This is a genomic window from Microtetraspora sp. NBRC 16547 (assembly GCF_030268965.1).
In the GTDB taxonomy this organism is placed as follows: domain Bacteria; phylum Actinomycetota; class Actinomycetes; order Streptosporangiales; family Streptosporangiaceae; genus Microtetraspora.
In genome coordinates this window covers 92528-114056 of record NZ_BSSE01000021.1, presented here as the reverse complement: position 1 = coordinate 114056, position 21529 = coordinate 92528, and the positions used below count along the sequence as shown (strand labels likewise).

Genomic DNA, 21529 nt, shown 5'->3' with positions numbered 1-21529 from the left:
TCGGTTCAGACAGACCAGATCAGATCAGACAGACCAGACCGGGCAGACCCTGCCCGGCCGGACCGAGCGGATCAGCCGGTGAACTCAGCCGCGATCAGTTCGGCGATCTCGGCGGCGTTCAGCGCGGCCCCCTTGCGCAGGTTGTCGCCGCAGACGAACAGGTCCAGCGTGTTGGGGAAGTCGAGCGCCTGGCGGATCCGGCCGACGTAGGTCGGGTCGGTGCCGACGACGTCCACCGGCGTGGGCCAGACGCCGTTCTCCGGGTCGTCCATCAGGACGACCGTCGGCGCGGCGGTCAGCACGCGGTGCGCGTCCGCCACGGTGACCTCCCGCTCGAAGGTCGCGTGCACGGCCAGCGAGTGCGTGGTGACCACGGGGACGCGAACGCAGGTCGCCGACACCTTGAGGTCCGGGATGCCGAGGATCTTGCGGGACTCGTTGCGGAGCTTGATCTCCTCTGACGCCCAGCCGCCGTCCTTCAGCGACCCGGCCCACGGCACGACGTTGAACGCGATGGGCGCGGGGAACGGCGACTCCGCGTCGCCCAGCTTGTTCTGCAGGGTCTTGCGCACGTCTCCGGCGGTCTGCCCGGCGGTGCGGTCCCCCGCCAGCGCCTCGACCTCGTCGTACAGGCGGGCCGGGCCGGCCACACCGGCTCCCGAGACCGCCTGGTACGACGCCACGACCAGCTCGCGCAGGCCGTACTCGCTGTGCAGGGCCCCCATGGCGGCCATCATCGACAGGGTCGTGCAGTTCGGGGTGGAGATGATCCCGAGCGGCCGGATCCGCGCGTCGGCGGGGTTGACCTCGGGCACCACCAGCGGCACCTCGGGGTTCATCCGGAACGTGCCCGACTTGTCGATCGCGACCGCGCCGCGCTCGGCCGCCACCGGAACCCACTCGGCCGACACCTCGTCCGGCACGTCGAAGATGGCGATGTCGACGCCGTCGAACACCTCGGGGGCCAGCGCCTGGACGACGACGTCCTCACCGCGGACCCGCAGGACCTTGCCCGCCGACCGGGCGGAGGCGACAAGGCGGATCTCGCCGTAGATGTCCTCCCGGTTGGAGATGATGTCCCGCATCACGGTGCCCACGGCACCGGTCGCGCCGACGAGCGCGAGGGTGGGCTTGCGACTCATCGACCGCTACCTCCGTAAATGACTGCCTCGACTTCGTCGGCGTCCAGGTCGAACGCCCGGTGAGCGGCGTTGACGGCCGCGTCCACGTCGTCCTCGTCGACGACCACCGAGATGCGGATCTCGGACGTGGAGATCATCTCGATGTTCACCCCCGCGTCGGCCAGCGCGCCGAAGAACGTCGCCGTGACGCCGGGGTGCGAGCGCATGCCCGCGCCGATCAGGGAGACCTTCCCGATCCGGTCGTCGAACAGCAGCGAGTCGAACACCACCTTGCTCTGGATCTTCTTGAGCGCGGTGAGCGCGGTCTGCGCGTCATTCGTCGGAAGCGTGAAGGAGATATCCGTACGCCCCGTGGCCGCCGCCGACACGTTCTGCACGATCATGTCGATGTTGATCTCGGCCTCGGCCAGCGTTTTGAAGATGGCGGCAGCCTCTCCGATCTTGTCGGGCACGCCGACAACAGTGATCTTGGCCTCGCTCCGGTCGTGCGCGACGCCGGAGATGATGGGCTGCTCCATCTCGGTTCCTTCGGTATTGGGGTCTGTGTAGACCCACGTGCCTTCCTTGGTGCTGAACGAGCTTCTGACGTGGATCGGGAGCTGGAACCTGCGGGCGTACTCCACGCAGCGCAGATGCAGGATCTTGGCGCCGCAGGCCGCCATCTCCAGGGTCTCCTCGAAGGTGAGCCGCGGGATCTGCCGTGCCGTCGACACGATGCGCGGGTCGGCCGTGAAGATGCCGTCCACGTCGGTGTAGATTTCGCAGACATCGGCCTCGAGCGAGGCGGCGAGCGCGACCGCCGTCGTGTCGGAACCACCGCGGCCGAGCGTCGTTATGTCCTTGGTGTCCTGGGAGACCCCCTGGAACCCGGCCACGATCGCGATCCGGCCGAGGTCGAGCGCCTCCTGTATGCGGCCGGGCGTCACGTCGATGATGCGCGCCTTGCCGTGCGTGGAGTCGGTGATCACCCCGGCCTGGGAGCCGGTGAAGCTCCGCGCCTCGTGACCCAGGTTGGCGATCGCCATCGCGAGCAGGGCCATCGAGATGCGCTCACCCGACGTCAGCAGCATGTCCAGCTCGCGGCCCGGAGGCAGCGGGGACACCTGCTTGGCCAGGTCCAGGAGCTCGTCGGTGGTGTCCCCCATGGCGGAGACGATCACCACGACGTCGTTGCCGGCTTTTTTCGTCGCGACGATCCGCTGCGCGACCCGCTTGATACAGGACGCGTCGGCGACGGACGAACCACCGTACTTCTGGACAACGAGCGCCACTGGAACTCTCCGAACGAATCAGGACGTGGAGCTCACAGTCTACTGGCGGGTCTCACCAGCCCGACGGAACGTGCTCAGCATGTGGGATGATCATCGTTTTGGTTCCCCGGCGCGCGGCCGCCCGTATGGTCGGACGGTCAGACGACCGTGCTCTCCTCGACCACGTCGAGCCGGGTGTGCGCGACCAGCGCGTGCAGCGCGCGAAGCGCCGCGCCCGCGTGGTTGCCCCAGGTGTTGAAGTAGGAGTACTGCCACCACCACAGCGCCTCGAGCGGCCGCCCGGCGCGGTAGTGCCGCAGCCCGTGCACCAGATCGGCCGCCACCGCCGCGAGGTCGTCCGACAGCCGGTACGGCGTGACCGCGGTGTCCTTGTACGGGTCGAACACCTCGGCGTAGTCGTCCACCGGGCCGAGCCGGGCGGTGAGAGCCGCACGGAGAGGGTCGACGTCGGGGTCCGCGCTCAGCGCCGGCTCGAAGTTGCCCTGCAGGATCACGTCCTGCATCGCCCCGAGCTGGGTGCCGGCCAGGCTGACCTGCGCCACCTCCACGAGCAGCAGCGGCAGAATGGCGTCCCCGCCTTCACCGCTCGCCAGCCGGGTCAGGCCGTCGAGGTAGTTCTGCGCGTGTCCCGCGATCCGTTCCGCCAGGGCGCCCCACTCATCAGACATCCAGCAGCCTCCGTCCTTCGAAAGCGCGGCCCAAGGTGACCTCGTCGGCGTACTCGAGATCACCGCCCACCGGCAGACCGCTGGCCAGTCGTGTCACTTTCAGCCCCATGGGCTTGACGAGCCTGGCCAGGTAGGTGGCCGTGGCCTCGCCCTCGAGGTTCGGGTCGGTCGCGAGGATCAGCTCGGTGACCTGGCCGTCGGCCAGCCGCGCCATCAGCTCGCGGATCCGCAGGTCGTCGGGGCCGACACCGTCGATCGGGCTGATCGCGCCGCCGAGCACGTGGTAGCGGCCGCGGAACTCGCGCGTCTTCTCGATCGCCACGACGTCCTTCGACTCTTCGACGACGCAGATCACGTGCGGGTCGCGACGCTGGTCGCGACAGATCCGGCACTCCTCCTCGGCTGCGACGTTGCCGCAGACACGGCAGAACCGGACCCGCTCCTTGACCTCCAGCAGCGCGTGCGCCAGCCGCTTCACGTCGGCGGGATCGGCCGCCAACAGGTGGAAGGCGATGCGCTGCGCGCTCTTGGGACCGACGCCGGGCAGCAGCCCCAGCTCGTCGATCAGGTTCTGGACGACCCCTTCGTACATGATCTTCTAGAACCCGGGCAGCTGGCCGAGCCCGCCTCCGAGCCCCTGCGCCAGCGGGCCGAGCTTCTCCTGCTGCAGCTCGGCGGCGGACCGCACCGCGTCACGCACGGCGGCCAGCACCAGATCGGCGATCGTCTCCGCGGTCTCCTCGGGGTCGCCCGCGTCGACGGCCTTTGGGCTGATCTTCAGTTCGAGCAGCTCACCGCTGCCGTTGACCGTCGCGACCACCAGCCCACCGCCCGCGGTCCCCTCGACCTCGGCGTCGCTGAGCTCCTGCTGGGCCGTGACGAGCTGTTGCTGCATCAGCTGGGCCTGCTCCAGCAATTGCTGCAGGTTGACATCTCCAGGGTTCACGTTCGTGCGCTCCTCGGCATCCAGCGACTTGTCGTCGCGACGAGCCTACGGCGTTTGCCGCGGATCTGATACCGGAGCAAGTGCGTGTTCCGGGTAAACGCACCCCAGCAATACCCCAGCGACGCGGTGCGCGCCTCTCAGGAGTGGTCGATTTCCTCAATGACACGACCACCGAGCTCGCGCTGGATGAGGGCCATGCCAGTGAGTTCGTCGACGTCCGCGTCCGCGTCGTTGAGCGGATCGACGTCGTCCGCCTCCTGCCCCGGCTTCGCGTGGCCGGGAACGGACTCCGGCCACGCCTGTCGCGGGCCCGCCTGGGCGGCGGCCCGGGCCGCCGACCTCGCCGCCGCCAGGCCGGGGCTGGGCGCCGAGCCGCGGGAGCTCCCCGATCCGGCCGCCGGGCTGTCGTAGTCGTCCGAGGGCGCGTCGGGCCACGACTCGTCCGTTGGCTGAGTCGCCGTCTGAGCCGCTGACTGAGCCGCTGACTGAGCCGCCGTCGGGGCCGCTGCCTGAGCCGCGCCCGGGCTTGCCATGCCGTTCGCGTTGCCTCCGGGGCCGGCCGCGTCGCCGCCCGTACCCGCGGCGTTCCGCGCTCCGGACGCCTCACCTGAGCCCGCCGAAGGCGTACGCGCGGGGCCGTCGGCCGGACCGGACGGCCGTCCCCGGCCCTCATGCCGGGACGGGCCACGCGAGCCGGTGTCGGCGGGGCCGGGCGTCCCCGAAGGGCCGCCGGAGCCGCGCGGGGCGGAACCACCGGCCGGGCCGGGACCGCCGACGACCACGTCGACCCGCCAGGTGCCGCCCAGGACGTCGCCGAGCGCGGCCGCGACCACCTCGTCGCGCTTGCCCTTGAGGAAGCCCTGCACGTCGCCGGGCTTCTCGAAGCCCACGGTCACGAGGTTGCCGTCGACGCCGAGAAGCCGCCCCTGGGCGTTGAGGATCATCCAGGCGACCCGCTGCCTGTGCTTGATCGCGTCGAGGACCCTGGGCCACGCCTGCTGGACCGGGCCGCCCACCGCCGCCACGGCCCCGGAGGGGACGTCCTCCTGCGGGGGCGCGCTCGGCGCGCCGGGCCGGACCGGAGCCGGCCAGTCGTCCTGGGGGTCGGACGCGGGAGCCGTACGCGCGGGAGCGCCGGGCGCCACGGGAGCCTGCCGAGCTGCGGCTGGGATGACAGGGGCCACCGGGGCCGCGGCGGGCGCCTGCGGCGCGGGGACCGCGTTCGGAGCACCGAGAACCGGGGCGGCATAGCCCGGCACGCCGCCGCGTTCGAGGCGCTCGAGCCGGGCGAGCAGCGCGGCCTCGCCCTGCGCGGCGGCGGGCAGCAGCACCCGGGCGCACATCAGCTCGAGGAGCAGCTGCGGCGAGGCCGCGCCGCGCATCTCGGTCAGCCCCGTGTTGAAGACCTCGGCGGCGCGGGTCAGCTCGGCGGGGCCCATGGACGCCGCCTGCACCTGAAGGCGCTCCAGCTCGTCGGCGGGCCGGTCGAGCAGGCCGTTGCCCGCCGCCTCCGGCACGTTGGCGAGGATCACCAGGTCACGGAAGCGTTCCAGCAGGTCCATCGCGAACCGCCGGGGGTCGTGACCGCCCTCGATGACCCGATTGACCGTCTGGAACACGGCCGCGCCGTCCCGCTTGGCGAACGCCTCGATCACCTCGTCGAGCAGGTCGCCGTCGGTGTAGCCGAGCAGGGAGACCGCGCGCTGGTATGTGATGCCGGCGTCGTCGGCGCCGGCCAGGAGCTGGTCGAGGATCGACAGCGAGTCACGGGCCGAGCCCGCGCCCGCGCGCACCACGAGCGGCAACGCCGCCGGCTCGTACGGCACGGACTCGGAGTCGAGGATCTCCTCCATGAGCTGGCGCAGCGTCGCCGGGGGCATCAGCCGGAAGGGGTAGTGGTGGGTCCGGGACTTGATCGTCCCGATGACCTTCTCCGGCTCGGTCGTGGCGAAGACGAACTTGAGGTGCGGCGGAGGCTCCTCGACGAGCTTGAGCAGCGCGTTGAAACCCTCGCGGGTCACCATGTGCGCCTCGTCGATGATGTAGATCTTGTAGCGCGCCGAGACCGGGGCGAAGAAGGCCCGCTCCCGCAGGTCGCGGGCGTCGTCCACACCGCCGTGCGACGCGGCGTCGATCTCGATGACGTCGAGGTGGCCGGGACCCGTCGGACCCAGGGCCACGCAGGACTCGCACTCGCCGCAGGGATCGGGCGTCGGGCCCTTCTCGCAGTTCAGCGAGCGGGCGAGGATGCGCGCGCTGGAGGTCTTGCCGCAACCGCGCGGGCCGCTGAACAGGTAGGCATGGTTGATCCGCCCGCTCCGCAACGCCTGGCGCAGCGGCTCTGTGACGTGCTCCTGCCCCTTGACCTCGGCGAACGTCCCGGGCCTGTACTTGCGGTACAGCGCAAGACTCATGCCGTCTCCTCGGGGGGTTGACCCGGTCGGCGGTTCCCTGAAACTCAGAGACCCCCCGCACACCCGCCAGAGCCCGCTTATCCTTGCTGCCTTCCGGCCCTGGGGAGGTTCACAGGATGACGCCGCGCGAGGGGTCCGCAGACAGTCTAACCACTCCCGGCGCGTGCCGAGGCCGGACAGGGCGCCGGAAAACTGTGGTCACCACACGTCGGAAAGTCCGCTAAGCTTTTCGGCGGAGGATTCGCCTAGTTGGCCTAGGGCGCACGCTTGGAAAGCGTGTTGGGGGCAACCCCTCAGGAGTTCGAATCTCCTATCCTCCGCGCCTGGTTGAGGCAGTACAGCGAAGGGCCCGGTCCATCCAGCCGGGCCCTTCGTGCTGTCCGCTCCCAGTTCGGTCCGCTCCCAGTTCGGTCCGCTCCCAGTTCGGCCCTCAGCCGCCCGCCGGAGAGCGTCAACGGGTCAGGTCGTGGCATTCCGGAAGACTGAACAGCTGGTCCCGCCATAGGAGCTGCGTGCCACCGGCGTGGCCGTCGTGCGCGAGCCCGCCGGCCGTACGGCCGGTTCGATCATCGCAACAGCGCCGCGACGGAGCGCGCCGACGATAACGGGCGAGTAGTAATGATCTCGTACACGCGGGGCATCACGGCTGTGGATAGCATCGGCGTGCGCACGAGGATCACCCGCACACTGGGGAGCGTCGCGGAATGGATTTCGATGATCGGGCCGAACTCGACGCCTCGCAGGTGGACGACGTCGGGTCCGGCGGCATGTCCCGGGGCGGCGGGCTCGCGATCGGCGGCGGCGCCGTGGGCATCGTGGTGGTCGTCCTGGCCCTCGTCTTCGGCGTCGACCCGACCGAGCTCCTGAGCGGCGGCGGGCAGCCCGCCCAGAGCGGCAGGTCCGCGAGCAGCGGCGACCTCGCCGCCCAGTGCAAGACCGGCGCGGACGCCGACCAGTCCGAGAAGTGCCGGGTCGTCGGGGTCGTCAACAGCCTCCAGAAATACTGGAAGGGCCAGGTCGACGGGTACCAGCAGGCCAAGACGACGCTGTTCAGCGGGGCCATCCGGACCGGGTGCGGCGCCGCCGACTCCTCCGTCGGCCCCTTCTACTGCTCCGCCGACCGGCGCGTCTACCTCGATCTCGGCTTCTTCGACGAGCTGCACACCCAGTTCGGCGCGGAGGGCGGCCCGTTCGCCCAGGCGTACGTGATCGCCCACGAGTACGGCCACCACGTGCAGAACCTCCTCGGCGACATCGCGAAGGGCACCGGCCAGGGCGCCACCAGCGGCTCGGTACGGCTCGAACTGCAGGCCGACTGCTACGCCGGCGTCTGGGCGAAGAACGCAGTGCGCACCGGGTTCTTCGCCAAGCCCTTCAGCGACGCCGACATCCGCCAGGCGCTCGACGCCGCCTCCGCCGTCGGCGACGACCGCATCCAGGAGAAGGTGCGGGGCCGGGTCAGCCCGGAGAACTTCACGCACGGCACATCAGCCCAGCGAATGAAATGGTTCAAAAAGGGCTACAGCACCGGCGATCCGCGGCGCTGCGACACCTTCGCTGGGGCGATCTGACGAGATCCCCCACGTCGCGGAGCGGCTTTCTCTCCTAGACTGCGTACCGTGATCTTTAAGTTGGTCGGCGACGGACGTCCCTACCCCGAGCACAGCCTGTCCAACCGCGAGTGGGCCCAGATCCCGCCGCGGCAGGTCAGGCTGGACACGCTGATCACCACGAAAGCGGTTCTCGACCTGCACTCCCTGCTCGCCAGGGACTCCACGTTCTACGGCGACCTGTTCCCGCACGTGGTCCAGTGGAACGGCGACCTCTACCTGGAGGACGGCCTGCACCGGGCGCTGCGCGCCGCACTGCACCAGCGTTCCGTGCTGCACGCCCGGGTGCTCGAACTCGAGGGCTGAGCCACGCTGCCCCGGACGGGGGGCGACACGACAGGCGACAGAGCCGCCGGCCTGGTCACGCAGGTCAGCGGCTCTTTGTGCTGGTGGTGGCGGTGGGATTTGAACAGCCTCTACCCCTGCGCTGGTCTGCGTGGATCGGCATGGTAGCTGGCCATACGTGGACGCAACAAGATCGGGAAGCTCCAAAGGGGGATGGGACCAGTCGACAGCTTGAGTGAAGTCGACCGCGCCGCCGGAGAACTTCGCGCCGCCGAAGTCGACCGCGCGTCGCGGAGAAGAGGGCGTGTACAGTGGGCTCCTGTCAGCGATGAGGGGAGGTGAGCCCGGTGAAGACCCAATGTCACGTCTGGGCGCTCCACCCGGCCATCCCTTCCAGCTGACCTCGCGTCGGGGAGCGCCCTCCTAACCGGAGGAATAATGACCTTCTCCCCATTCCACATCGATGTATCCGACGAGGTACTCGACGACCTACGGGCCCGACTGGCCCGTACCCGCTTCACCGCCCGCAGTGGCGATCAGCCGTGGCAGGCTGGCACCGACCCCGACTACCTGCGGCACCTGGTGTCCTACTGGATCGACGGGTTCAACTGGCGCGCTCGGGAAGCCGAACTCAACGCGCTGCCGCATTACCGGGCCCAGATCGGCGGCCGGAAGATGCATTTTCTTCGCGTGACCGGGATGCGTCCGGCAAACGCGCCCGCACCACTGCCGCTGATCCTGAGCCACGGCTGGCCGAGCAGCTTCGTGGAAATGCTGCCGCTGGTCGATCGCCTGACCAACCCCGCACAGTACGGAGGCGATCCCGTTGACGCGTTCGACGTGGTGGTGCCCTCACTGCCAGGCTTTCTGTACTCGGAGCTGCCCAAGGGGCCGCTCACTCGCGCTGCGATGGCGCAGACGCTGCACCTGTTGATGACCGACGTCCTCGGCTACCAGCGCTACGGCGCCTTCGGCGGCGACATCGGCGGCGTGGTCACTGGCTGGCTGGGCGCCCTGTACCCCGAGAAGGTAGCCGGCATCCACATGATCCACCCACCGTTCCCGGCCGCCTTCGACTCCCACCCGCTCTCGCCTGCAGAGCAGGCGTATCTCGATGCCGACGCGGCATATGACCAGACCGATGGCGGCTACAGCGCCATCATGGGCACCCGGCCAGACACCATCGCCGCGGCGCTCAATGACTCCCCAGCCGGACTGGCCGCCTGGCTCATCGACAAGTACCGAGACTGGAGCGACAACCACGGGGACCTAGAAAGCCGTTTCGACCGCGATACCCTGCTCACGACCATCACCCTGTACTGGGCGAGTGGCGCGATCGGTTCGACCTTCCGGCAATACTTCGACTTCGACCACAACAGCCCGCGGCCGGACATCATGGTGCCGGCCGCGTTCACGGTGAGCACCGAACCGTCGTATACCAACTTCCCGCGGGAGATCGCCGAACGCGCCTGCACCGACATCCGGCATTGGAGTGAGCCTGGTAGAGGCGGACACTTCATGCCGCTGGAAGAACCAGACCTGCTCGCTGGCGAGTTGAGGCAATTCTTCACGTCGCTTCGCCCGTAATGCTCGGGAGGGGGGCTGGGTCACGTCGGCCTGGCTCCCCTGCCGGTCTCCACGCCGTCAAGCATCCACTTGTAAAGGCCCCTCCCGGTTCAACGCACCGCTCAAACGCCCTCAACTCGGCATGTGAGTGATGAGCCCGCTCGCCGCGACGGGGGCGGCACGGCGAGCGGACGTTTTGGAAGGGCGGCCTCCCGGCTTGCGCCTCTGGTCGAGGCAGCGGGCCACGCCGCACGCCGACCCGTCCCAGAAGCGGCTCAGGACCTGGGTCTGCTCAGTTCCGATGCGGTGGCGGCCGCGAGGCCGCGTGACGCGGCTCATGGCTCGGTTTCCTCAGGGCACCTCGGGCGGCGATGGCCTGCCCATCGAGGTGGCCGAGTACGTCGTGGCGAGTGACCGCGTCGAGACTGTGCACGTGCTGCACCGCGACGAGTCCGCACAAAGTCCGTGGCCCGACGACGTCGAGACGGGCGCGTGATCGAATGTCTCTGACCGTCAAAGCCGCCGCTCGTACCCACATCGGGCTCGTGCGCCGCCGGAACGAAGATGCCGTCTACTCAGGCCGCGTCTTGTTCGCTGCCGCCGATGGGCTCGGAGGGCACACTGCCGGGGACGTGGCCAGCACCACTGTGATCGACGCCTTGCGCGCTTATGACCGCGAGGTCGCCCCCGCGGAACTGACCGCGGTGTTGGGGCAGGCGGTCTCATCCGAGATGTTCTGTGCTCATCGGGTGATCCAGAACAAGCCGCCGATCGACTTGTCGCGCTGGCCACGGATCGTGGCGGCCCGGATAACGTCACTGTGATCGTCATCGACGTTCGGGACGCTCAGTAGCCTCGTGACCACGGGTGTGACCATTCCGTGAAAAGCGGAAGAGCCGCCGACCTCGTCCAGGTCGGCGGCTCTCTTCACGAGCGGTGGCGGTGGGATTTGAACCCACGGTAGGTTGCCCTACACACGCTTTCGAGGCGTGCGCCCTCGGCCACTAGGCGACGCCACCGTTGGTCAGCTTACCGGAAAAACGCCCATGCCCGCGCCGTCGTTTCAGGGCCGGCGTTCGGCGAAGAAGTCCGTGAGTGCGGCGGAGCACTCCGCCGCCAGGACCCCGCGGACGACCTCGGGCCGATGGTTGAGCCGGCGATCCCGCACAACGTCCCAGAGCGAACCCACGGCCCCCGCCTTGTCGTCATCAGCGCCGTACACGATGCGCGCGACGCGGGACAGCACCGCGGCACCCGCGCACATGGTGCAGGGTTCGAGTGTCACGACCAGGGTGCAGCCGGTGAGCCGCCACTCGCCGCGCGCGGCGGCGGCCGAGCGCAGCGCCAGAACCTCCGCGTGGGCGGTCGGGTCCCCGCTGGCCTCCCTGTCGTTGCCCGCCTCGGCCAGGATCACGCCGTCCGCGTCCAGCACTACCGCGCCGACCGGGACGTCGCCCCGCTCCCCCGCGCGTACGGCCTGCGCGAGCGCCAGCCGCATGGCCGCCTCGAACTCCGAGGACGGTCCGGTCGTCACCGCAGGCGGTCGAGCTCGTCGGCGAAGGACAGCCGCTCGGCGATCACGGAGAGGACGTCGGCGGGCAGGCCCTCCTCCATGCTGAGCTCGAGCAGCTCGTCCGAGCTCACCCCGAGGTCCGCGAGCAGCTCGAAGTCACCCGCCGGCCGTACACCGAGGTCGGAGGCCTCCCCGTCGACCGCGACTCCGGCGAGGTCGGTGAAGATCTCGCCCAGCGGGTCGGCCAGACCGGCCTGCGCGTCGGAGAGGAACACCCGGAGGTCGAGGTCGTTCTCGTAGCGGACGATGGCGAACCACTCGTCCTCGACCTCGACGCAGAGCAGGACGAGCTCGTCGCCTTCGAGGCCGAGCGCCTCCTGTACGGCGTCGCCCAGGTCGTCGGCGATCTCGGCGGTGCTGAGGTCGACCTCGGCACCGGTCCATCCGCCGTCGGTCTTCACGAAGGCGGCGGAGAAGAGATTGGATCTCGAGGGCATGGCCGGGCTCCCGAGTCAGCCGATTGCGGCGTCGACGGCACGTTCAAACGGCTGGGAGAAGCCCAGCCGCGCGGCGATGCTGGAAAGCACCTCATCGGGTAGCAGGTCGAGGTCTCCGGAGAGTGCGCCGAGCTCCATTTCGTCGAGTCCGAGGTCGGCGAAGATCGACAGGTCGCCGACGGGTAGCACGCTGTCCAGCTCTTCCTCTTCGGGTACGGGGACATCGAGGTATTCAAGGACCTGCTGCGCGAGCGGCCAATCCCAGGAAGCAGTGATATCGGACAGGAAAACGCTCACACGCTCACCAAAGACACGTAGCGCCACGAAGAAGTCATCCCCCACGGCGACCAGGCCAATCGTGGCGCCCATGCTCGGCGTCTGGCGAAGCGCGTGGATCAGCCCGCGCAGATCGGAGGTCAGCACCACCGGCAGCATCTCGGCTTCCCAGCGGTCGTCCTCGCGATAGACCACGATGGCGAAGTCCAGCGCGTCCTCGTCTGTCATCGTCATCCCCACCGATGCGGTCTCAACGTCAGGCAATCGTCCCAGAATCCGGTTCCCACCGTACGGCTTCCGTGCAAATTGTGATCAAAACCGGCGGTGACGTTCGTCCCTATTGCGAAGGACGGTACCTTCTGTGGCATGGAAAGCCTCGTCGTTGATCACCCCCTCGTCGCCCATAAGCTGACCACGCTCCGTGACGTCCGTACGGACTCGCCGACGTTCCGCCGCCTGGCCGACGAACTGGTGACGCTTCTGGCGTACGAGGCGACCCGGGACGTCCGCATCACGGACGTGACCGTGCAGACTCCCCTCGCCCCCGCCCACGGCGTACGGCTGTCGCGCCCGGCTCCCCTCGTCGTGCCGATCCTGCGGGCCGGCCTGGGCATGCTCGACGGCATGATGCGCCTGCTCCCCACCGCCGAGGTTGGCTTCCTCGGCATGATCCGCGACGAGTCCACCCTCCAGGCGGAGACCTACGCCACCCGCCTGCCCGAGGACCTCTCCGGCCGGCAGTGCTATGTGCTCGACCCGATGCTCGCGACGGGCGGCACGCTCGCCGCGGCGATCCAGTTCCTCTTCGACCGCGGCGCCGAGGACGTCACCGCGCTCTGTCTACTCGCGGCACCGGAAGGCGTGGCATACCTGGACGAGATGTTCCAGGGCTCGGGCAAGCCGATCCGGGTCGTGACGGCGGGCATGGACGAGCGGCTCAACGAGAACGGGTACATCGTTCCGGGCCTCGGCGACGCCGGAGACCGCCTCTACGGCGTCGTCTGATTTTTCGCAGACTTTCCCGCGTCTAGTTACGTCATGTACCCGGCTGGGTACGTAGAGTAATGACGACGTGTCTTTGCGTTCCCGGCTCTCGGGACCGCGCATCAGGGGGAGTCATGAGTCAGCTTCCGCATGGCGGACGCTACGAGTTGGTCGAGGCCGCACTCAGAGACGAGTTCGCGGGGATCCACCCGGCCAGCACCGTGACGCGGTGCATCGAGGTCGCCCACCACGGCGCCGTCGAGGTCACCGGCCACGCCTACCCCGCGCTGGTGGAGCGGATCGCGCGCAAGCACCTACAGGTTCTCGCCGTGGTCGCCGAAGGGCGCGCATGACCGTCGACACCGAAGCCGGATCTTCCGGCTTTACCTGCTTTACCGAAGTAGGTGCCTGGGTAATCTATTGGTCATGGGAGTGGTGACGGCGGTGCAGGGCAAGAAAGTCCTCAAGTGGAGTGCGATCGGCCTGGTGGCCTTCTACCTGTTGTCGAGGCCGACTGACGCGGCACATACCGTGCAGGGCGCCGTGAACGGCGTCGTCAAGGCGGCGGACTCGATGGCGCAGTTCTTCGCTCGGCTGACATGAGGCTGGTGACCCACGGGGACTCCGCCCCGTCGTCGGTCAACCGTTACCTTCTCCCCCATGAACATCAGGTCATCATGGTGCGGCGCCACCCCGCCGTACTCCTCAGGCCGGTCGCCGAGATCTTCGGCGGCCTGATCCTGGCGGGGCTGCTCAGCAAGTGGCTGAGCGACGCTGGAGGCGGCGGGGCACTCGTCATCGTCTGGTGGGCCTGGCTGTTGCTCCTCATCCGCTTCGTCTGGAAGGTCGCGGAGTGGTCGGTCGACTACTTCGTCGTCACGTCCACACGCATGCTCCTCACCACGGGCCTGATCACTCGCAAGGTCGCGATGATGCCGCTGGCGAAGGTCACCGACATGAGCTTCCAGCGCTCGCTGCTGGGCCGGATGCTCGGTTACGGAGAGTTCGTCATGGAGTCGGCCGGCCAGGATCAGGCCCTCCGCTCGGTCACCTATATCCCCTACCCCGAGACCCTGTATCTCGAGGTCTGCCAGATGATCTTCCCGAGCAAGGACGATGCGGACGACTGATGGCTCTTTGAAGCTGTGATCGAACCTTCACCGTGGCGATTCCTGACCGAGGGTTACACGATTCGCTAGCTTCATGCCATTATGACGTGACCATTGACCATTTTCCCGCCCTGAGAGATCAGATGCCGAGTCAGGGAACCATCGGTGACCGCGTCCGCGGACTGCGGTTGAGCAGGCGCATGTCTCAGGCCCAGCTGGCCGGACCCGACCTTTCCGACAGTTATGTCTCGCTCATCGAGTCCGGAAAGCGGACGCCGACGCCAGTCGTGGCGCGGCTGCTCGCCGAACGGCTCGGGTGCACCACCGAGTTCCTGCTGCACGGGATCGAACCGCGGCAACGCATCGACACCGAGTTGGGTCTCCGTCACGCCGAGCTCGAGCTCTTCCACGGCGATCCGGCGATTGCGGCCGACCGTTTCGGCGACATTGTCAAGGCCGCCGGCGAGGAGAACGCCATGCTCGCCGCGCACGCGCAGCTCGGGCTGGCGCGGGCGCTGGAGGCCCAGGGACTCACCGGGTCCGCGGTAGAGGCGTACGAACGGCTGCGCCGGGAGGCGACCGCGCACCCCGAGCGCCTCGCCGACCTCCCCATCACCGTGGCTCTGTGCCGCTGCTACCAGCGGGCGGGTGACACGCTCCGCGCCCGGGATCTGGGCGCGGCGGCACTGTCCCAGGTGGAACCGCTCGGCATCGAGCAGGGCGAACTGGCGATGGAGCTCGCCGACGCGCTCGCCGAGACCGAGACCGGACTTCCGTACGTCGAGCGCGTCCTGGCCGCGCATGAGACGCCGGAGTACTCCGACCGCAGCGACGAGGTGATGGCCCTCTGGAGGGCCAGCGTCGCTGCCTCCGAGGGTGAGGACTCGGCTCTCGCCGTACAACTCGCGGAGGACGCGATCGCAACCGGGAGGTCCGGACGGCTCGCGTTCCGCTTCGCCCGGATTGCAATGAACTGGGCGAGGATCACCACGGCGACCCCCGAGGACGCCGATTTGGACCGAGCCAACGAGTTCGCCACGTCCGCGACCACCATCCTGGCCGGTCTCCCCGGCCGGGTGCTGGAGCACGCCCGCGGCCTGATCGTCCTGTCGCACGTGCGGTTCCGCTCAGGAGACGCCGAAGCGGCGTCGGTTTTCGCCACCCGCGCGCTCGACCTGCTCGTCGGGGCGCGGGGGACGGTTCCGGCCACGGCGCATCTGGTGCTGGCCGAGATCGCTTTGGCACGCTCCGAGAACGCCGCCCCGACACTGAGGACCGCCCAGGATCTACTGGAGGGCGCAGCGGCCACCGGCATCGACAGGGAGACCGCTCGCGCCTGGCGTCAGCTGGGCGACCTCTGGGGCCAGGCCGGTTCCGGCGAGGAGCAGGCCAGGGCGTATCGTAGAGCTCTTGAAGCCGTCGGAATCCGCGCCAATATGCCTGGATCAACCGCATCGGCGGCACTCGTTCGATAAGCCTCCCTGAGTTCGCGACGCGTTCGGGGGCTCTGGAATAATTAGGGTCGACCGGTCATTGACTCATCGGATGACTGTCCCCCTGAGGAGGCGGATGTGAGCCTGCGTACCGCGCAACGGGCATCACTGGTCGACCAGGTGATCGATCAGCTCAAGGAGCAGATCACCTCTGGGGCCTGGCAGATGAACGCCAAGATCCCCACCGAGACCGTGCTGGCGGAACACCTCGGCGTCGGCCGGAACACGGTGCGCGAGGCGGTCAGAGCCCTCACCCATGCCGGGCTGCTGGAGTGCCGCCAGGGCGACGGCACCTACGTCCGGGCGACGAGCGAATTGTCCGGTGCCATGGCTCGGCGGCTGCGCGCCGCCGAGCAGCTGGAGATCCTGGAAGTACGGCGGGCGTTCGAGGTGGAGGCCGCCCGGCTCGCGGCGACCCGGCGCACGGCAGCGGACATCGAGGCGATCGAGAAGGCCCTCGTCAAGCGTGAGGAGGCCTGGGCCGGCGGGCACGTCGACGCGTTCGTGGAGGCCGACCTGGCCTTCCACATCACGGTTGTCGAGGCGACGCACAACCAGGTGCTGATGGACCTTTACGGCGACTTCGCGGCCGCGCTCCGCGCCAGCATCGCGGCGGCGGGCGGCTCGCTGAAGCAAAACTACATCCCCCACGACGCCATCGTCCGCGCGATCGCGGCCGGCGACGCCGCGGCGGCCGAGCGGGCGGGTCACGCCTGCATCGAGCACATCCTGATCGCCCTCACCGACTCGCAGGACCTCGCGGGCTGACCCGCGCCCGCGGCCGGGCCGCTCAGCCCTGCCGCAGCGACATCACGAGGTAGCGGAAGTCGGGGTCGTCGCCCTCGTTGGAGATGAGCGCGGGCCGGGTGGGCGAGTCCATGCTGATGCGGGCGTGCTCCGTCTCCACCCCGGCCAGGCCGTCCAGCAGGAAGTGCGGCTGGAACGCGATCTGGATGTCGTCCCCCGTGAAGTGCGCGTCGACGACCTCCGCGCCGCGGCCGATGTCACCGCCGCCCGCCCGGATGAAGCACCTGCCGTCCGCGGAACCTCCGTCACCGGCGGAGAACGAGAGCCGGATCGCGGTGTTCCGCTCGGCCACCAGAGCCACCCGCTTGATCGCCTCGATGAAGGGCGCGACCCGCACCTCGGCGTGCATGGTCCACTCGGTGGAGAGCCGGGAGCGGTAGTCGATGAACTGCTCGTCGAGCAGGCGGACCGTGGTCGTGCGCCCCTGACTCTCGAACCCCGCGACGCTGTCTCCAAGACCGATGGACACCTCACCGCCGCGCAGCGAGCGGGCCACGTCGACCAGCACCCTGGCGGGCACGACCGCGGCGTGCCGCTCGCCCTCGCGGGCGGGATGCCACAGGAAGTCGCGCCCGGCGATCCGGTAGCGGTCGGTGGCCGCCATCGACACCGAGACGCCGTCGATGTCGATGCGGATGCCGGTGAGCATGGGGAGCGTTTCGTCCCGGCTCGAGGCGGCGGCGACCTGGCCAATCGCGGTGGCGAACACCCCGCCGCCGACCGCGCCGACCTTGGGCGGCATCTCGGGCAGGGACGGGAAGTCCTCGGCCGGCATGGTGATCAGACCGAACTCGACGCTGCCGCAGGTCAGCAGGGCCTCGGCGCCGTCCAGCGCGATCTGCACGGGCTCGTTGGGGAGGCTCCTGGTGATCTCCGCGAGCACCTTGCCCGGGATCAGCGTACGGCCGGGCTCGGCCACATCGGCCTCGATCACCGCCTGGGCGGAGACCTCGTAGTCGAAGGCGGAGATCCGCAGATCGTCACCCGCCTCCAGCAGGAGACCGGAGAGCACCGGAACGGCCGGCCGTCCGGGCAGGACGCGGGCCGCCCACGCCACCGCGTCGGCGAGAACGTCACGGTTCACCTGAAACTTCACGGGGCCTCCTGTGCCACGCCGTACCTGCCAGGCAAAGGTACCGGGCGAGACCGACAGAACACCCCGCGCCGACGGTTGCCGGCTAGTGGTTCCCCGGCTGGAGCAGGCCCGATTCGTACGCGGCGACGACTGCCTGGACCCGGTCGCGCAGGCCCAGTTTCATGAGCACGTTGCTGACGTGCGTCTTGACCGTGTGCTCGCTGACCACCATCGCGGCGGCGATCTCGGCGTTGGACAGGCCGCGCCCGAGGAGGAGCAGGGTCTCCCGCTCGCGCTCGGTGAGGACGTCCAGCCCCACCGGTGAGACGGTGGGACGCGGCCGGTTGCGCACCATGTCGTCGATCAGCCTGCGCGTCACCGCCGGGGCCAGGAGGGAGTCACCCGCCGCCACGACGCGTACGGCGTGGACGAGGTCGTCCCTGCGGACGTCCTTGAGGAGGAAGCCGCTCGCCCCGGCGTGTAGGGCGTCGTACACGTAGTCGTCCTGGTCGAAGGTGGTCAGCATGAGGACCTTCGTGCCGGTCTCTCCGCACACCACGCGGGCGGCCTCGATGCCGTCCATGCGGGGCATGCGGATGTCGAGCAGCAGCACGTCGGGCCGGTGCCGGCGGACCGCCTCGATCGCCTCGGCACCGTCACTCGCCTCCGCGACCACGGTCATGTCCGGCTGGGCGTCGAGGATCATGGCGAAGCCGCTGCGGACCAACTCCTGGTCGTCGGCCACCACAAGATTGAGGGTCACGTGGTCACCTTGCCAGAAACTCGTACAGGACCGGCGATATGGGAGCTGTCGCGACGCTCCCCCCTCTGTTTCCCCTCCGTTTCCGCGTCGGCGAGCGGGAGCCGTACGGACACCTGGAAGCCGTGGGTACGGCCGGGCGGTACGCCGAAGGTGGCGCTGCCCCCGCAGGCGGCGGCCCGCTCGCGGATCCCGATCAGCCCGTTCCCGCCGGAGAAACCCGGCCCGCACGGATCGACGCCCCGCCTCACGTCGGGTTCCCGAGCATCGGGGCCCCGCCGGCCACCCGAGTCCCGCTCGGTATCCGCGCCACGCGAGGCCTCGGAGCCCCGTCGGACGCTCGGGGCGGGGCCCCGGCCGTCGTCGGTGACGGTGATGAGCAGGGCGTCATCCGCCCAGTCGAGCCTGACCTCCGCCTCCGTGGCGGCGGCGTGCTTGACCATGTTCGTGAGGGATTCCTGGACGATCCGGTAGGCGGCGATCTCCACATCCGACGAGAGGACGAGCGGCTGTCCCGTGGTCGTCAGCGATACCCGTGGACCCGTCTCGCCGACCCGGCCGAGCAGCTCGGGAATCCGGTCGATCGTGGGTTGGGGGTCCCGGGGCCCTTCGGTCTCCTTCAGCAGGCCGAGCATCCGGCGGAGCTGCGCCATCGCCTCCCGGCCCGCCGCGCCGATCGCGTCGAACGCGGCCTCCGCCCGGTCGGGATTGGTCCGTACGGCGAGCGGCCCGGCCTCGGCCTGCACGACCATGATGCTGACCGCGTGGGCGAGGATGTCGTGCATGTCCCGGGCGATCCTGGCCCGCTCGCGCTCGGCGGCGCGCTCCGCCTCCAGCTCTCGCTCGCGTTCCAGTTGGGCGGCCCGCTCCTCCAGGACCTTCGCGTACGCCTGGTATACGGCGGCCGCCCGGCCGAGGGCGTAGGCGGCGGCCCACGTCAGATGGCCGCGGACCAGGGTGGGGACCGAGTTACCACCGAAGAGGATCGTTCCCGGCACCATGATCAGGATGATCCCCAGGCGCTGCCATCGCGGCGAGAGTTGAGCGACGGTGTACGTGGCGACGAGCTCGCCGTACCAGAGGGGTTGCGGGGGAATGTCCGGATCGTGCAGCGAGTACGCATTGGACGCCAGGATGATCGAGATGAGCACGGCCAAGGGGTACCTACGGCGCACGATCAGTGGCAGGGAAGCGCCGATGACCGGGAGGTACTCCATGACCGTCCACGGTTCGGGGCCGGCCATCCGTCTCGAGTAGAAGAAGGGCACCGTCTGGGCGGCGAGCACGACGGCCGTCAACCCGGCGTCGACCGCGAGTGGAGGAAGCGCTCGAAGTCGCGCCATCAGGGACATAGCGCCCAAGTATCGCGGGTGGGCGATGCACGTCCCTCCCTCGCGCGAGGGATCTCCTCTTGGGGGAGGAATCCCTCGTGCGACGGAGCAGGAAGACCGCTCTCACCGGCGATCTCACGGTGTGCCTTTCCGGGAAACCATGAGGACATCGCGTCCATGACGCGGCGGACGACACGAGATACGACCTTTCCACGTCACCCATGTCACCCACGTCACTGACGTCCCGCAGGTCATACACGTCGCTCAACGTCGCTCACATGGCGTTTCCCGACGTTTCGCAACCCCCTTGGAGAACCTCCGTGAAGATCGCCCTTGGCGCCACGTCCCTTGCCCTCACCCTCGCCGCCGTGGCACCCACCGTGATGGTCCCCGCCACCGCCGCGCAGGCCGCCGCCGCGAAAGCCTCGAAGTCGGCCCTCACAGAGACCGCCGTCCTGGACTCCGATACCACCAGGGCGGCAGGGGCGGCCGGGCTCAAGACCGCTGACGTGAGCTTCCGTACCAGCGACGGGCAGACGCTCGGCGGGCGGATCTTCGAACCCGCGAACGCCACCGGCAAGCTGCCCGGTCTATTGCTCGTCCACGGGTCGGGCGGAGGCAACAGGTGGAGCGAGCTCCAGAAGGAGGCCGAGGAGTTCGCCAAACAGGGCATGGTGGTGCTGGCGCCCGACAAACGCAGTGTCGGCTATTCCAAGACGAAACGGGACTACTCCCAGCTCGCCGACGACGCGCTGAAGGCCTTCGCCATACTGCGGGACCGTCCGGAGGTGGACCCGGCGAAGGCCGGCATCTGGGGCCTCAGCGAAGGCGGCTGGGTGGCGCCGATCGCCGTCACCCGGACCTCGGACATCAAGTTCATGATCACGGTTGGTGGACCCGGCCTGGAACCGCTGCGCGCCCAGGCGTGGAACATGGCCAACAAGGTGGACCGGGCCGGCATCCAGGGCTCGGTCCGGCACCTGCTCAACGAGAACTTCTACCGCTTCGGCGCCGACGCCGGGCTGTTTCCCGAGGCCCACCACGATCCCGTACCGACGCTGAAGAAGATCCACCAGCCGGTGCTCGCGCTGTGGGGTGCCGAGGACAACCAGGTCCCCCCGGCGGAGAGCGCGGAGATCTTCCGCGCGACGCTTCCAGGAAGTGTGACGATCAAGTTCTTCCCCGGCGCCCCGCACGCGCTGTGGGCCGAGGGACGCGAGAAGGCCGACGAACTGGTGCCCGGCTACGCCGAGACCGTCGGGTCCTGGGTCCGCGACGTCACCAGTGGGAATGTTCCGGCGTCGAGCGCCGATCCGCTGCCCGCGCAGCCGACCAGGAGCGTTCCGCTGCCCGAGTCGGCGTGGTGGGAGGGCTGGCAGGCCCAGCTCCTCGTCGTGGTGCTGCTGCTCGGCGCGTTCGCGACGTATCCGGTGGCCGCGCTCATCCGCCGCCGCGGCGGGGGCGTCGACCGGCCCTGGCCGTCCCGAGTGCTCGCCGCGTCGGGCCTCATCGGTGTGTCGCTCTTCCTGTACGCGACCGTCTCGATGGTGAGCGCGGCCAACGGCCACGGGATCGACCTCGGCACGCTGATCGCCGGTCGGCCGATCCTGTGGCTGGTCGTGCAACTACTCGCCTTCACCACCCTCATCTCGACGGCGGTCACGGCGACCCGGTGGCGTACGGCCATGCTTCGGGACAGGGTGCTGATCGCCGGCGGCCTGCTCTTCGTGCCGTGGGCGCTCTACTGGGGTCTGCTGCTTCCCTGATCCGACCTTCGACCAG

Annotated in this window: 24 protein-coding genes, 2 tRNA genes and 1 other RNA gene; 13 read left to right on the top strand and 14 right to left on the bottom strand. The window is 69.2% G+C overall.

Annotation, left to right across the window (positions count from 1 at the left end; all coding sequences use genetic code 11):
* Positions 1-71: 71 nt before the first annotated feature.
* From QSK17_RS25675 to ffs, 7 genes are all read right to left on the bottom strand, one after another.
* Positions 72-1142 (bottom strand): aspartate-semialdehyde dehydrogenase, encoded by a 1071-nt coding sequence (locus QSK17_RS25675; protein ID WP_285707830.1) that lies wholly within the window; start codon positions 1140-1142, stop codon positions 72-74.
* Positions 1139-2413 (bottom strand): aspartate kinase, encoded by a 1275-nt coding sequence (locus QSK17_RS25670; RefSeq protein ID WP_285707829.1) that lies wholly within the window; start codon positions 2411-2413, stop codon positions 1139-1141. The genes QSK17_RS25675 and QSK17_RS25670 overlap by 4 nt, the downstream gene beginning before the upstream one ends.
* 137 nt (positions 2414-2550) lie before the next feature.
* Positions 2551-3081: a DUF5063 domain-containing protein gene (locus tag QSK17_RS25665; RefSeq protein ID WP_285707828.1), complete on the bottom strand. Its 531-nt coding sequence runs from the start codon at positions 3079-3081 to the stop codon at positions 2551-2553.
* Entirely contained in the window at positions 3074-3673 is a 600-nt protein-coding gene (recR, locus tag QSK17_RS25660; RefSeq protein ID WP_067173886.1) for a recombination mediator RecR, read from the bottom strand. The genes QSK17_RS25665 and recR overlap by 8 nt, the downstream gene beginning before the upstream one ends.
* A gap of 6 nt (positions 3674-3679) precedes the next feature.
* The gene (locus QSK17_RS25655) at positions 3680-4027 is read right to left on the bottom strand and encodes a YbaB/EbfC family nucleoid-associated protein (protein ID WP_285707826.1); all 348 of its coding nucleotides are present in this window, start codon (positions 4025-4027) and stop codon (positions 3680-3682) included.
* A gap of 137 nt (positions 4028-4164) precedes the next feature.
* Positions 4165-6441, bottom strand: a complete 2277-nt coding sequence (locus QSK17_RS25650) for a DNA polymerase III subunit gamma and tau (RefSeq protein WP_285707824.1) — start codon at positions 6439-6441, stop codon at positions 4165-4167.
* Positions 6442-6484: 43 nt separating this feature from the next.
* Positions 6485-6580: signal recognition particle sRNA small type (gene ffs / locus QSK17_RS25645), an RNA gene on the bottom strand.
* A gap of 95 nt (positions 6581-6675) precedes the next feature.
* On the opposite strand from ffs, the gene QSK17_RS25640 reads away from it, so the two are divergent.
* From QSK17_RS25640 to QSK17_RS25615, 6 genes are all read left to right on the top strand, one after another.
* Positions 6676-6761, top strand: a tRNA-Ser gene (locus tag QSK17_RS25640).
* Between the two features lie 384 nt (positions 6762-7145).
* Positions 7146-8012: a KPN_02809 family neutral zinc metallopeptidase gene (gene ypfJ, locus QSK17_RS25635; RefSeq protein ID WP_285707823.1), complete on the top strand. Its 867-nt coding sequence runs from the start codon at positions 7146-7148 to the stop codon at positions 8010-8012.
* Between the two features lie 48 nt (positions 8013-8060).
* On the top strand, positions 8061-8357 hold the full coding sequence (locus QSK17_RS25630) for a type II toxin-antitoxin system VapB family antitoxin (protein ID WP_285707822.1): 297 nt from the start codon (positions 8061-8063) through the stop codon (positions 8355-8357).
* A gap of 417 nt (positions 8358-8774) precedes the next feature.
* Positions 8775-9923: an epoxide hydrolase family protein gene (locus QSK17_RS25625; protein WP_285707821.1), complete on the top strand. Its 1149-nt coding sequence runs from the start codon at positions 8775-8777 to the stop codon at positions 9921-9923.
* A gap of 316 nt (positions 9924-10239) precedes the next feature.
* On the top strand, positions 10240-10398 hold the full coding sequence (locus QSK17_RS25620) for a hypothetical protein (protein WP_285707820.1): 159 nt from the start codon (positions 10240-10242) through the stop codon (positions 10396-10398).
* Between the two features lie 4 nt (positions 10399-10402).
* On the top strand, positions 10403-10726 hold the full coding sequence (locus tag QSK17_RS25615; protein ID WP_285707819.1) for a PP2C family protein-serine/threonine phosphatase: 324 nt from the start codon (positions 10403-10405) through the stop codon (positions 10724-10726).
* A 110-nt stretch (positions 10727-10836) separates the two neighbouring features.
* On the opposite strand, the gene QSK17_RS25610 is transcribed toward QSK17_RS25615, so the two are convergent.
* From QSK17_RS25610 to QSK17_RS25595, 4 genes are all read right to left on the bottom strand, one after another.
* Positions 10837-10921 (bottom strand) — tRNA-Ser (locus tag QSK17_RS25610).
* 44 nt (positions 10922-10965) lie between these two features.
* The gene (gene tadA / locus QSK17_RS25605; RefSeq protein ID WP_285707866.1) at positions 10966-11400 is read right to left on the bottom strand and encodes a tRNA adenosine(34) deaminase TadA; all 435 of its coding nucleotides are present in this window, start codon (positions 11398-11400) and stop codon (positions 10966-10968) included.
* Between the two features lie 32 nt (positions 11401-11432).
* Entirely contained in the window at positions 11433-11912 is a 480-nt protein-coding gene (locus QSK17_RS25600) for a tRNA adenosine deaminase-associated protein (RefSeq protein ID WP_285707818.1), read from the bottom strand.
* A gap of 15 nt (positions 11913-11927) precedes the next feature.
* Positions 11928-12416 carry a tRNA adenosine deaminase-associated protein gene (locus QSK17_RS25595; RefSeq protein WP_502889290.1) on the bottom strand — a complete coding sequence of 163 codons (489 nt, stop codon included), beginning with the start codon at positions 12414-12416 and terminating at the stop codon, positions 11928-11930.
* Between the two features lie 138 nt (positions 12417-12554).
* Here QSK17_RS25595 and upp point away from each other — a divergent pair, with 138 nt between their 5' ends.
* The 6 genes from upp to QSK17_RS25565 all read left to right on the top strand — a co-directional run bounded on the left by upp (position 12555) and on the right by QSK17_RS25565 (position 16542).
* Positions 12555-13193 carry a uracil phosphoribosyltransferase gene (gene upp, locus QSK17_RS25590; protein ID WP_285707816.1) on the top strand — a complete coding sequence of 213 codons (639 nt, stop codon included), beginning with the start codon at positions 12555-12557 and terminating at the stop codon, positions 13191-13193.
* A 113-nt stretch (positions 13194-13306) separates the two neighbouring features.
* Positions 13307-13525 carry a hypothetical protein gene (locus QSK17_RS25585; RefSeq protein ID WP_285707815.1) on the top strand — a complete coding sequence of 73 codons (219 nt, stop codon included), beginning with the start codon at positions 13307-13309 and terminating at the stop codon, positions 13523-13525.
* A 73-nt stretch (positions 13526-13598) separates the two neighbouring features.
* Positions 13599-13775, top strand: coding sequence for a hypothetical protein (locus QSK17_RS25580; RefSeq protein WP_285707813.1), 177 nt, complete (start codon positions 13599-13601; stop codon positions 13773-13775).
* Positions 13772-14302: a PH domain-containing protein gene (locus tag QSK17_RS25575; protein ID WP_285707812.1), complete on the top strand. Its 531-nt coding sequence runs from the start codon at positions 13772-13774 to the stop codon at positions 14300-14302. Before QSK17_RS25580 ends, QSK17_RS25575 begins: the two co-directional genes overlap by 4 nt.
* A 122-nt stretch (positions 14303-14424) precedes the next feature.
* Entirely contained in the window at positions 14425-15756 is a 1332-nt protein-coding gene (locus QSK17_RS25570; protein ID WP_285707811.1) for a helix-turn-helix domain-containing protein, read from the top strand.
* Positions 15757-15852: 96 nt separating this feature from the next.
* Complete coding sequence (locus QSK17_RS25565) at positions 15853-16542, top strand: FadR/GntR family transcriptional regulator (RefSeq protein WP_285707809.1); 690 nt, start codon at positions 15853-15855, stop codon at positions 16540-16542.
* Between the two features lie 22 nt (positions 16543-16564).
* On the opposite strand, the gene dnaN is transcribed toward QSK17_RS25565, so the two are convergent.
* The 3 genes from dnaN to QSK17_RS25550 form a co-directional block, all read right to left on the bottom strand.
* Complete coding sequence (dnaN, locus tag QSK17_RS25560) at positions 16565-17677, bottom strand: DNA polymerase III subunit beta (RefSeq protein ID WP_285707808.1); 1113 nt, start codon at positions 17675-17677, stop codon at positions 16565-16567.
* Positions 17678-17759: 82 nt separating this feature from the next.
* The gene (locus QSK17_RS25555) at positions 17760-18419 is read right to left on the bottom strand and encodes a response regulator (RefSeq protein ID WP_285707807.1); all 660 of its coding nucleotides are present in this window, start codon (positions 18417-18419) and stop codon (positions 17760-17762) included.
* Entirely contained in the window at positions 18416-19759 is a 1344-nt protein-coding gene (locus QSK17_RS25550) for a sensor histidine kinase (RefSeq protein WP_285707806.1), read from the bottom strand. The genes QSK17_RS25555 and QSK17_RS25550 overlap by 4 nt, the downstream gene beginning before the upstream one ends.
* A 308-nt stretch (positions 19760-20067) precedes the next feature.
* On the opposite strand from QSK17_RS25550, the gene QSK17_RS25545 reads away from it, so the two are divergent.
* Entirely contained in the window at positions 20068-21513 is a 1446-nt protein-coding gene (locus QSK17_RS25545; RefSeq protein ID WP_285707804.1) for an alpha/beta hydrolase family protein, read from the top strand.
* Positions 21514-21529 lie beyond the last annotated feature (16 nt).

Excerpts from the sequence above, each read along its gene's own strand:
- QSK17_RS25650 (WP_285707824.1), bottom strand. The coding sequence starts at position 6,441 with ATGAGTCTTGCGCTGTACCGCAAGTACAGGCCCGGGACGTTCGCCGAG.
- QSK17_RS25665 (WP_285707828.1), bottom strand. The coding sequence starts at position 3,081 with ATGTCTGATGAGTGGGGCGCCCTGGCGGAACGGATCGCGGGACACGCG.
- QSK17_RS25575 (WP_285707812.1), top strand. The coding sequence starts at position 13,772 with ATGAGGCTGGTGACCCACGGGGACTCCGCCCCGTCGTCGGTCAACCGT.
- QSK17_RS25595 (WP_502889290.1), bottom strand. The coding sequence starts at position 12,416 with ATGACAGACGAGGACGCGCTGGACTTCGCCATCGTGGTCTATCGCGAG.
- QSK17_RS25675 (WP_285707830.1), bottom strand. The coding sequence starts at position 1,142 with ATGAGTCGCAAGCCCACCCTCGCGCTCGTCGGCGCGACCGGTGCCGTG.
- upp (WP_285707816.1), top strand. The coding sequence starts at position 12,555 with ATGGAAAGCCTCGTCGTTGATCACCCCCTCGTCGCCCATAAGCTGACC.
- tadA (WP_285707866.1), bottom strand. The coding sequence starts at position 11,400 with ATGCGGCTGGCGCTCGCGCAGGCCGTACGCGCGGGGGAGCGGGGCGAC.
- QSK17_RS25615 (WP_285707819.1), top strand. The coding sequence starts at position 10,403 with ATGTCTCTGACCGTCAAAGCCGCCGCTCGTACCCACATCGGGCTCGTG.
- ypfJ (WP_285707823.1), top strand. The coding sequence starts at position 7,146 with ATGGATTTCGATGATCGGGCCGAACTCGACGCCTCGCAGGTGGACGAC.
- QSK17_RS25585 (WP_285707815.1), top strand. The coding sequence starts at position 13,307 with ATGAGTCAGCTTCCGCATGGCGGACGCTACGAGTTGGTCGAGGCCGCA.
- QSK17_RS25570 (WP_285707811.1), top strand. The coding sequence starts at position 14,425 with ATGCCGAGTCAGGGAACCATCGGTGACCGCGTCCGCGGACTGCGGTTG.
- QSK17_RS25620 (WP_285707820.1), top strand. The coding sequence starts at position 10,240 with ATGGCTCGGTTTCCTCAGGGCACCTCGGGCGGCGATGGCCTGCCCATC.
- QSK17_RS25625 (WP_285707821.1), top strand. The coding sequence starts at position 8,775 with ATGACCTTCTCCCCATTCCACATCGATGTATCCGACGAGGTACTCGAC.
- recR (WP_067173886.1), bottom strand. The coding sequence starts at position 3,673 with ATGTACGAAGGGGTCGTCCAGAACCTGATCGACGAGCTGGGGCTGCTG.
- QSK17_RS25550 (WP_285707806.1), bottom strand. The coding sequence starts at position 19,759 with ATGGCGCGACTTCGAGCGCTTCCTCCACTCGCGGTCGACGCCGGGTTG.
- QSK17_RS25580 (WP_285707813.1), top strand. The coding sequence starts at position 13,599 with ATGGGAGTGGTGACGGCGGTGCAGGGCAAGAAAGTCCTCAAGTGGAGT.
- QSK17_RS25600 (WP_285707818.1), bottom strand. The coding sequence starts at position 11,912 with ATGCCCTCGAGATCCAATCTCTTCTCCGCCGCCTTCGTGAAGACCGAC.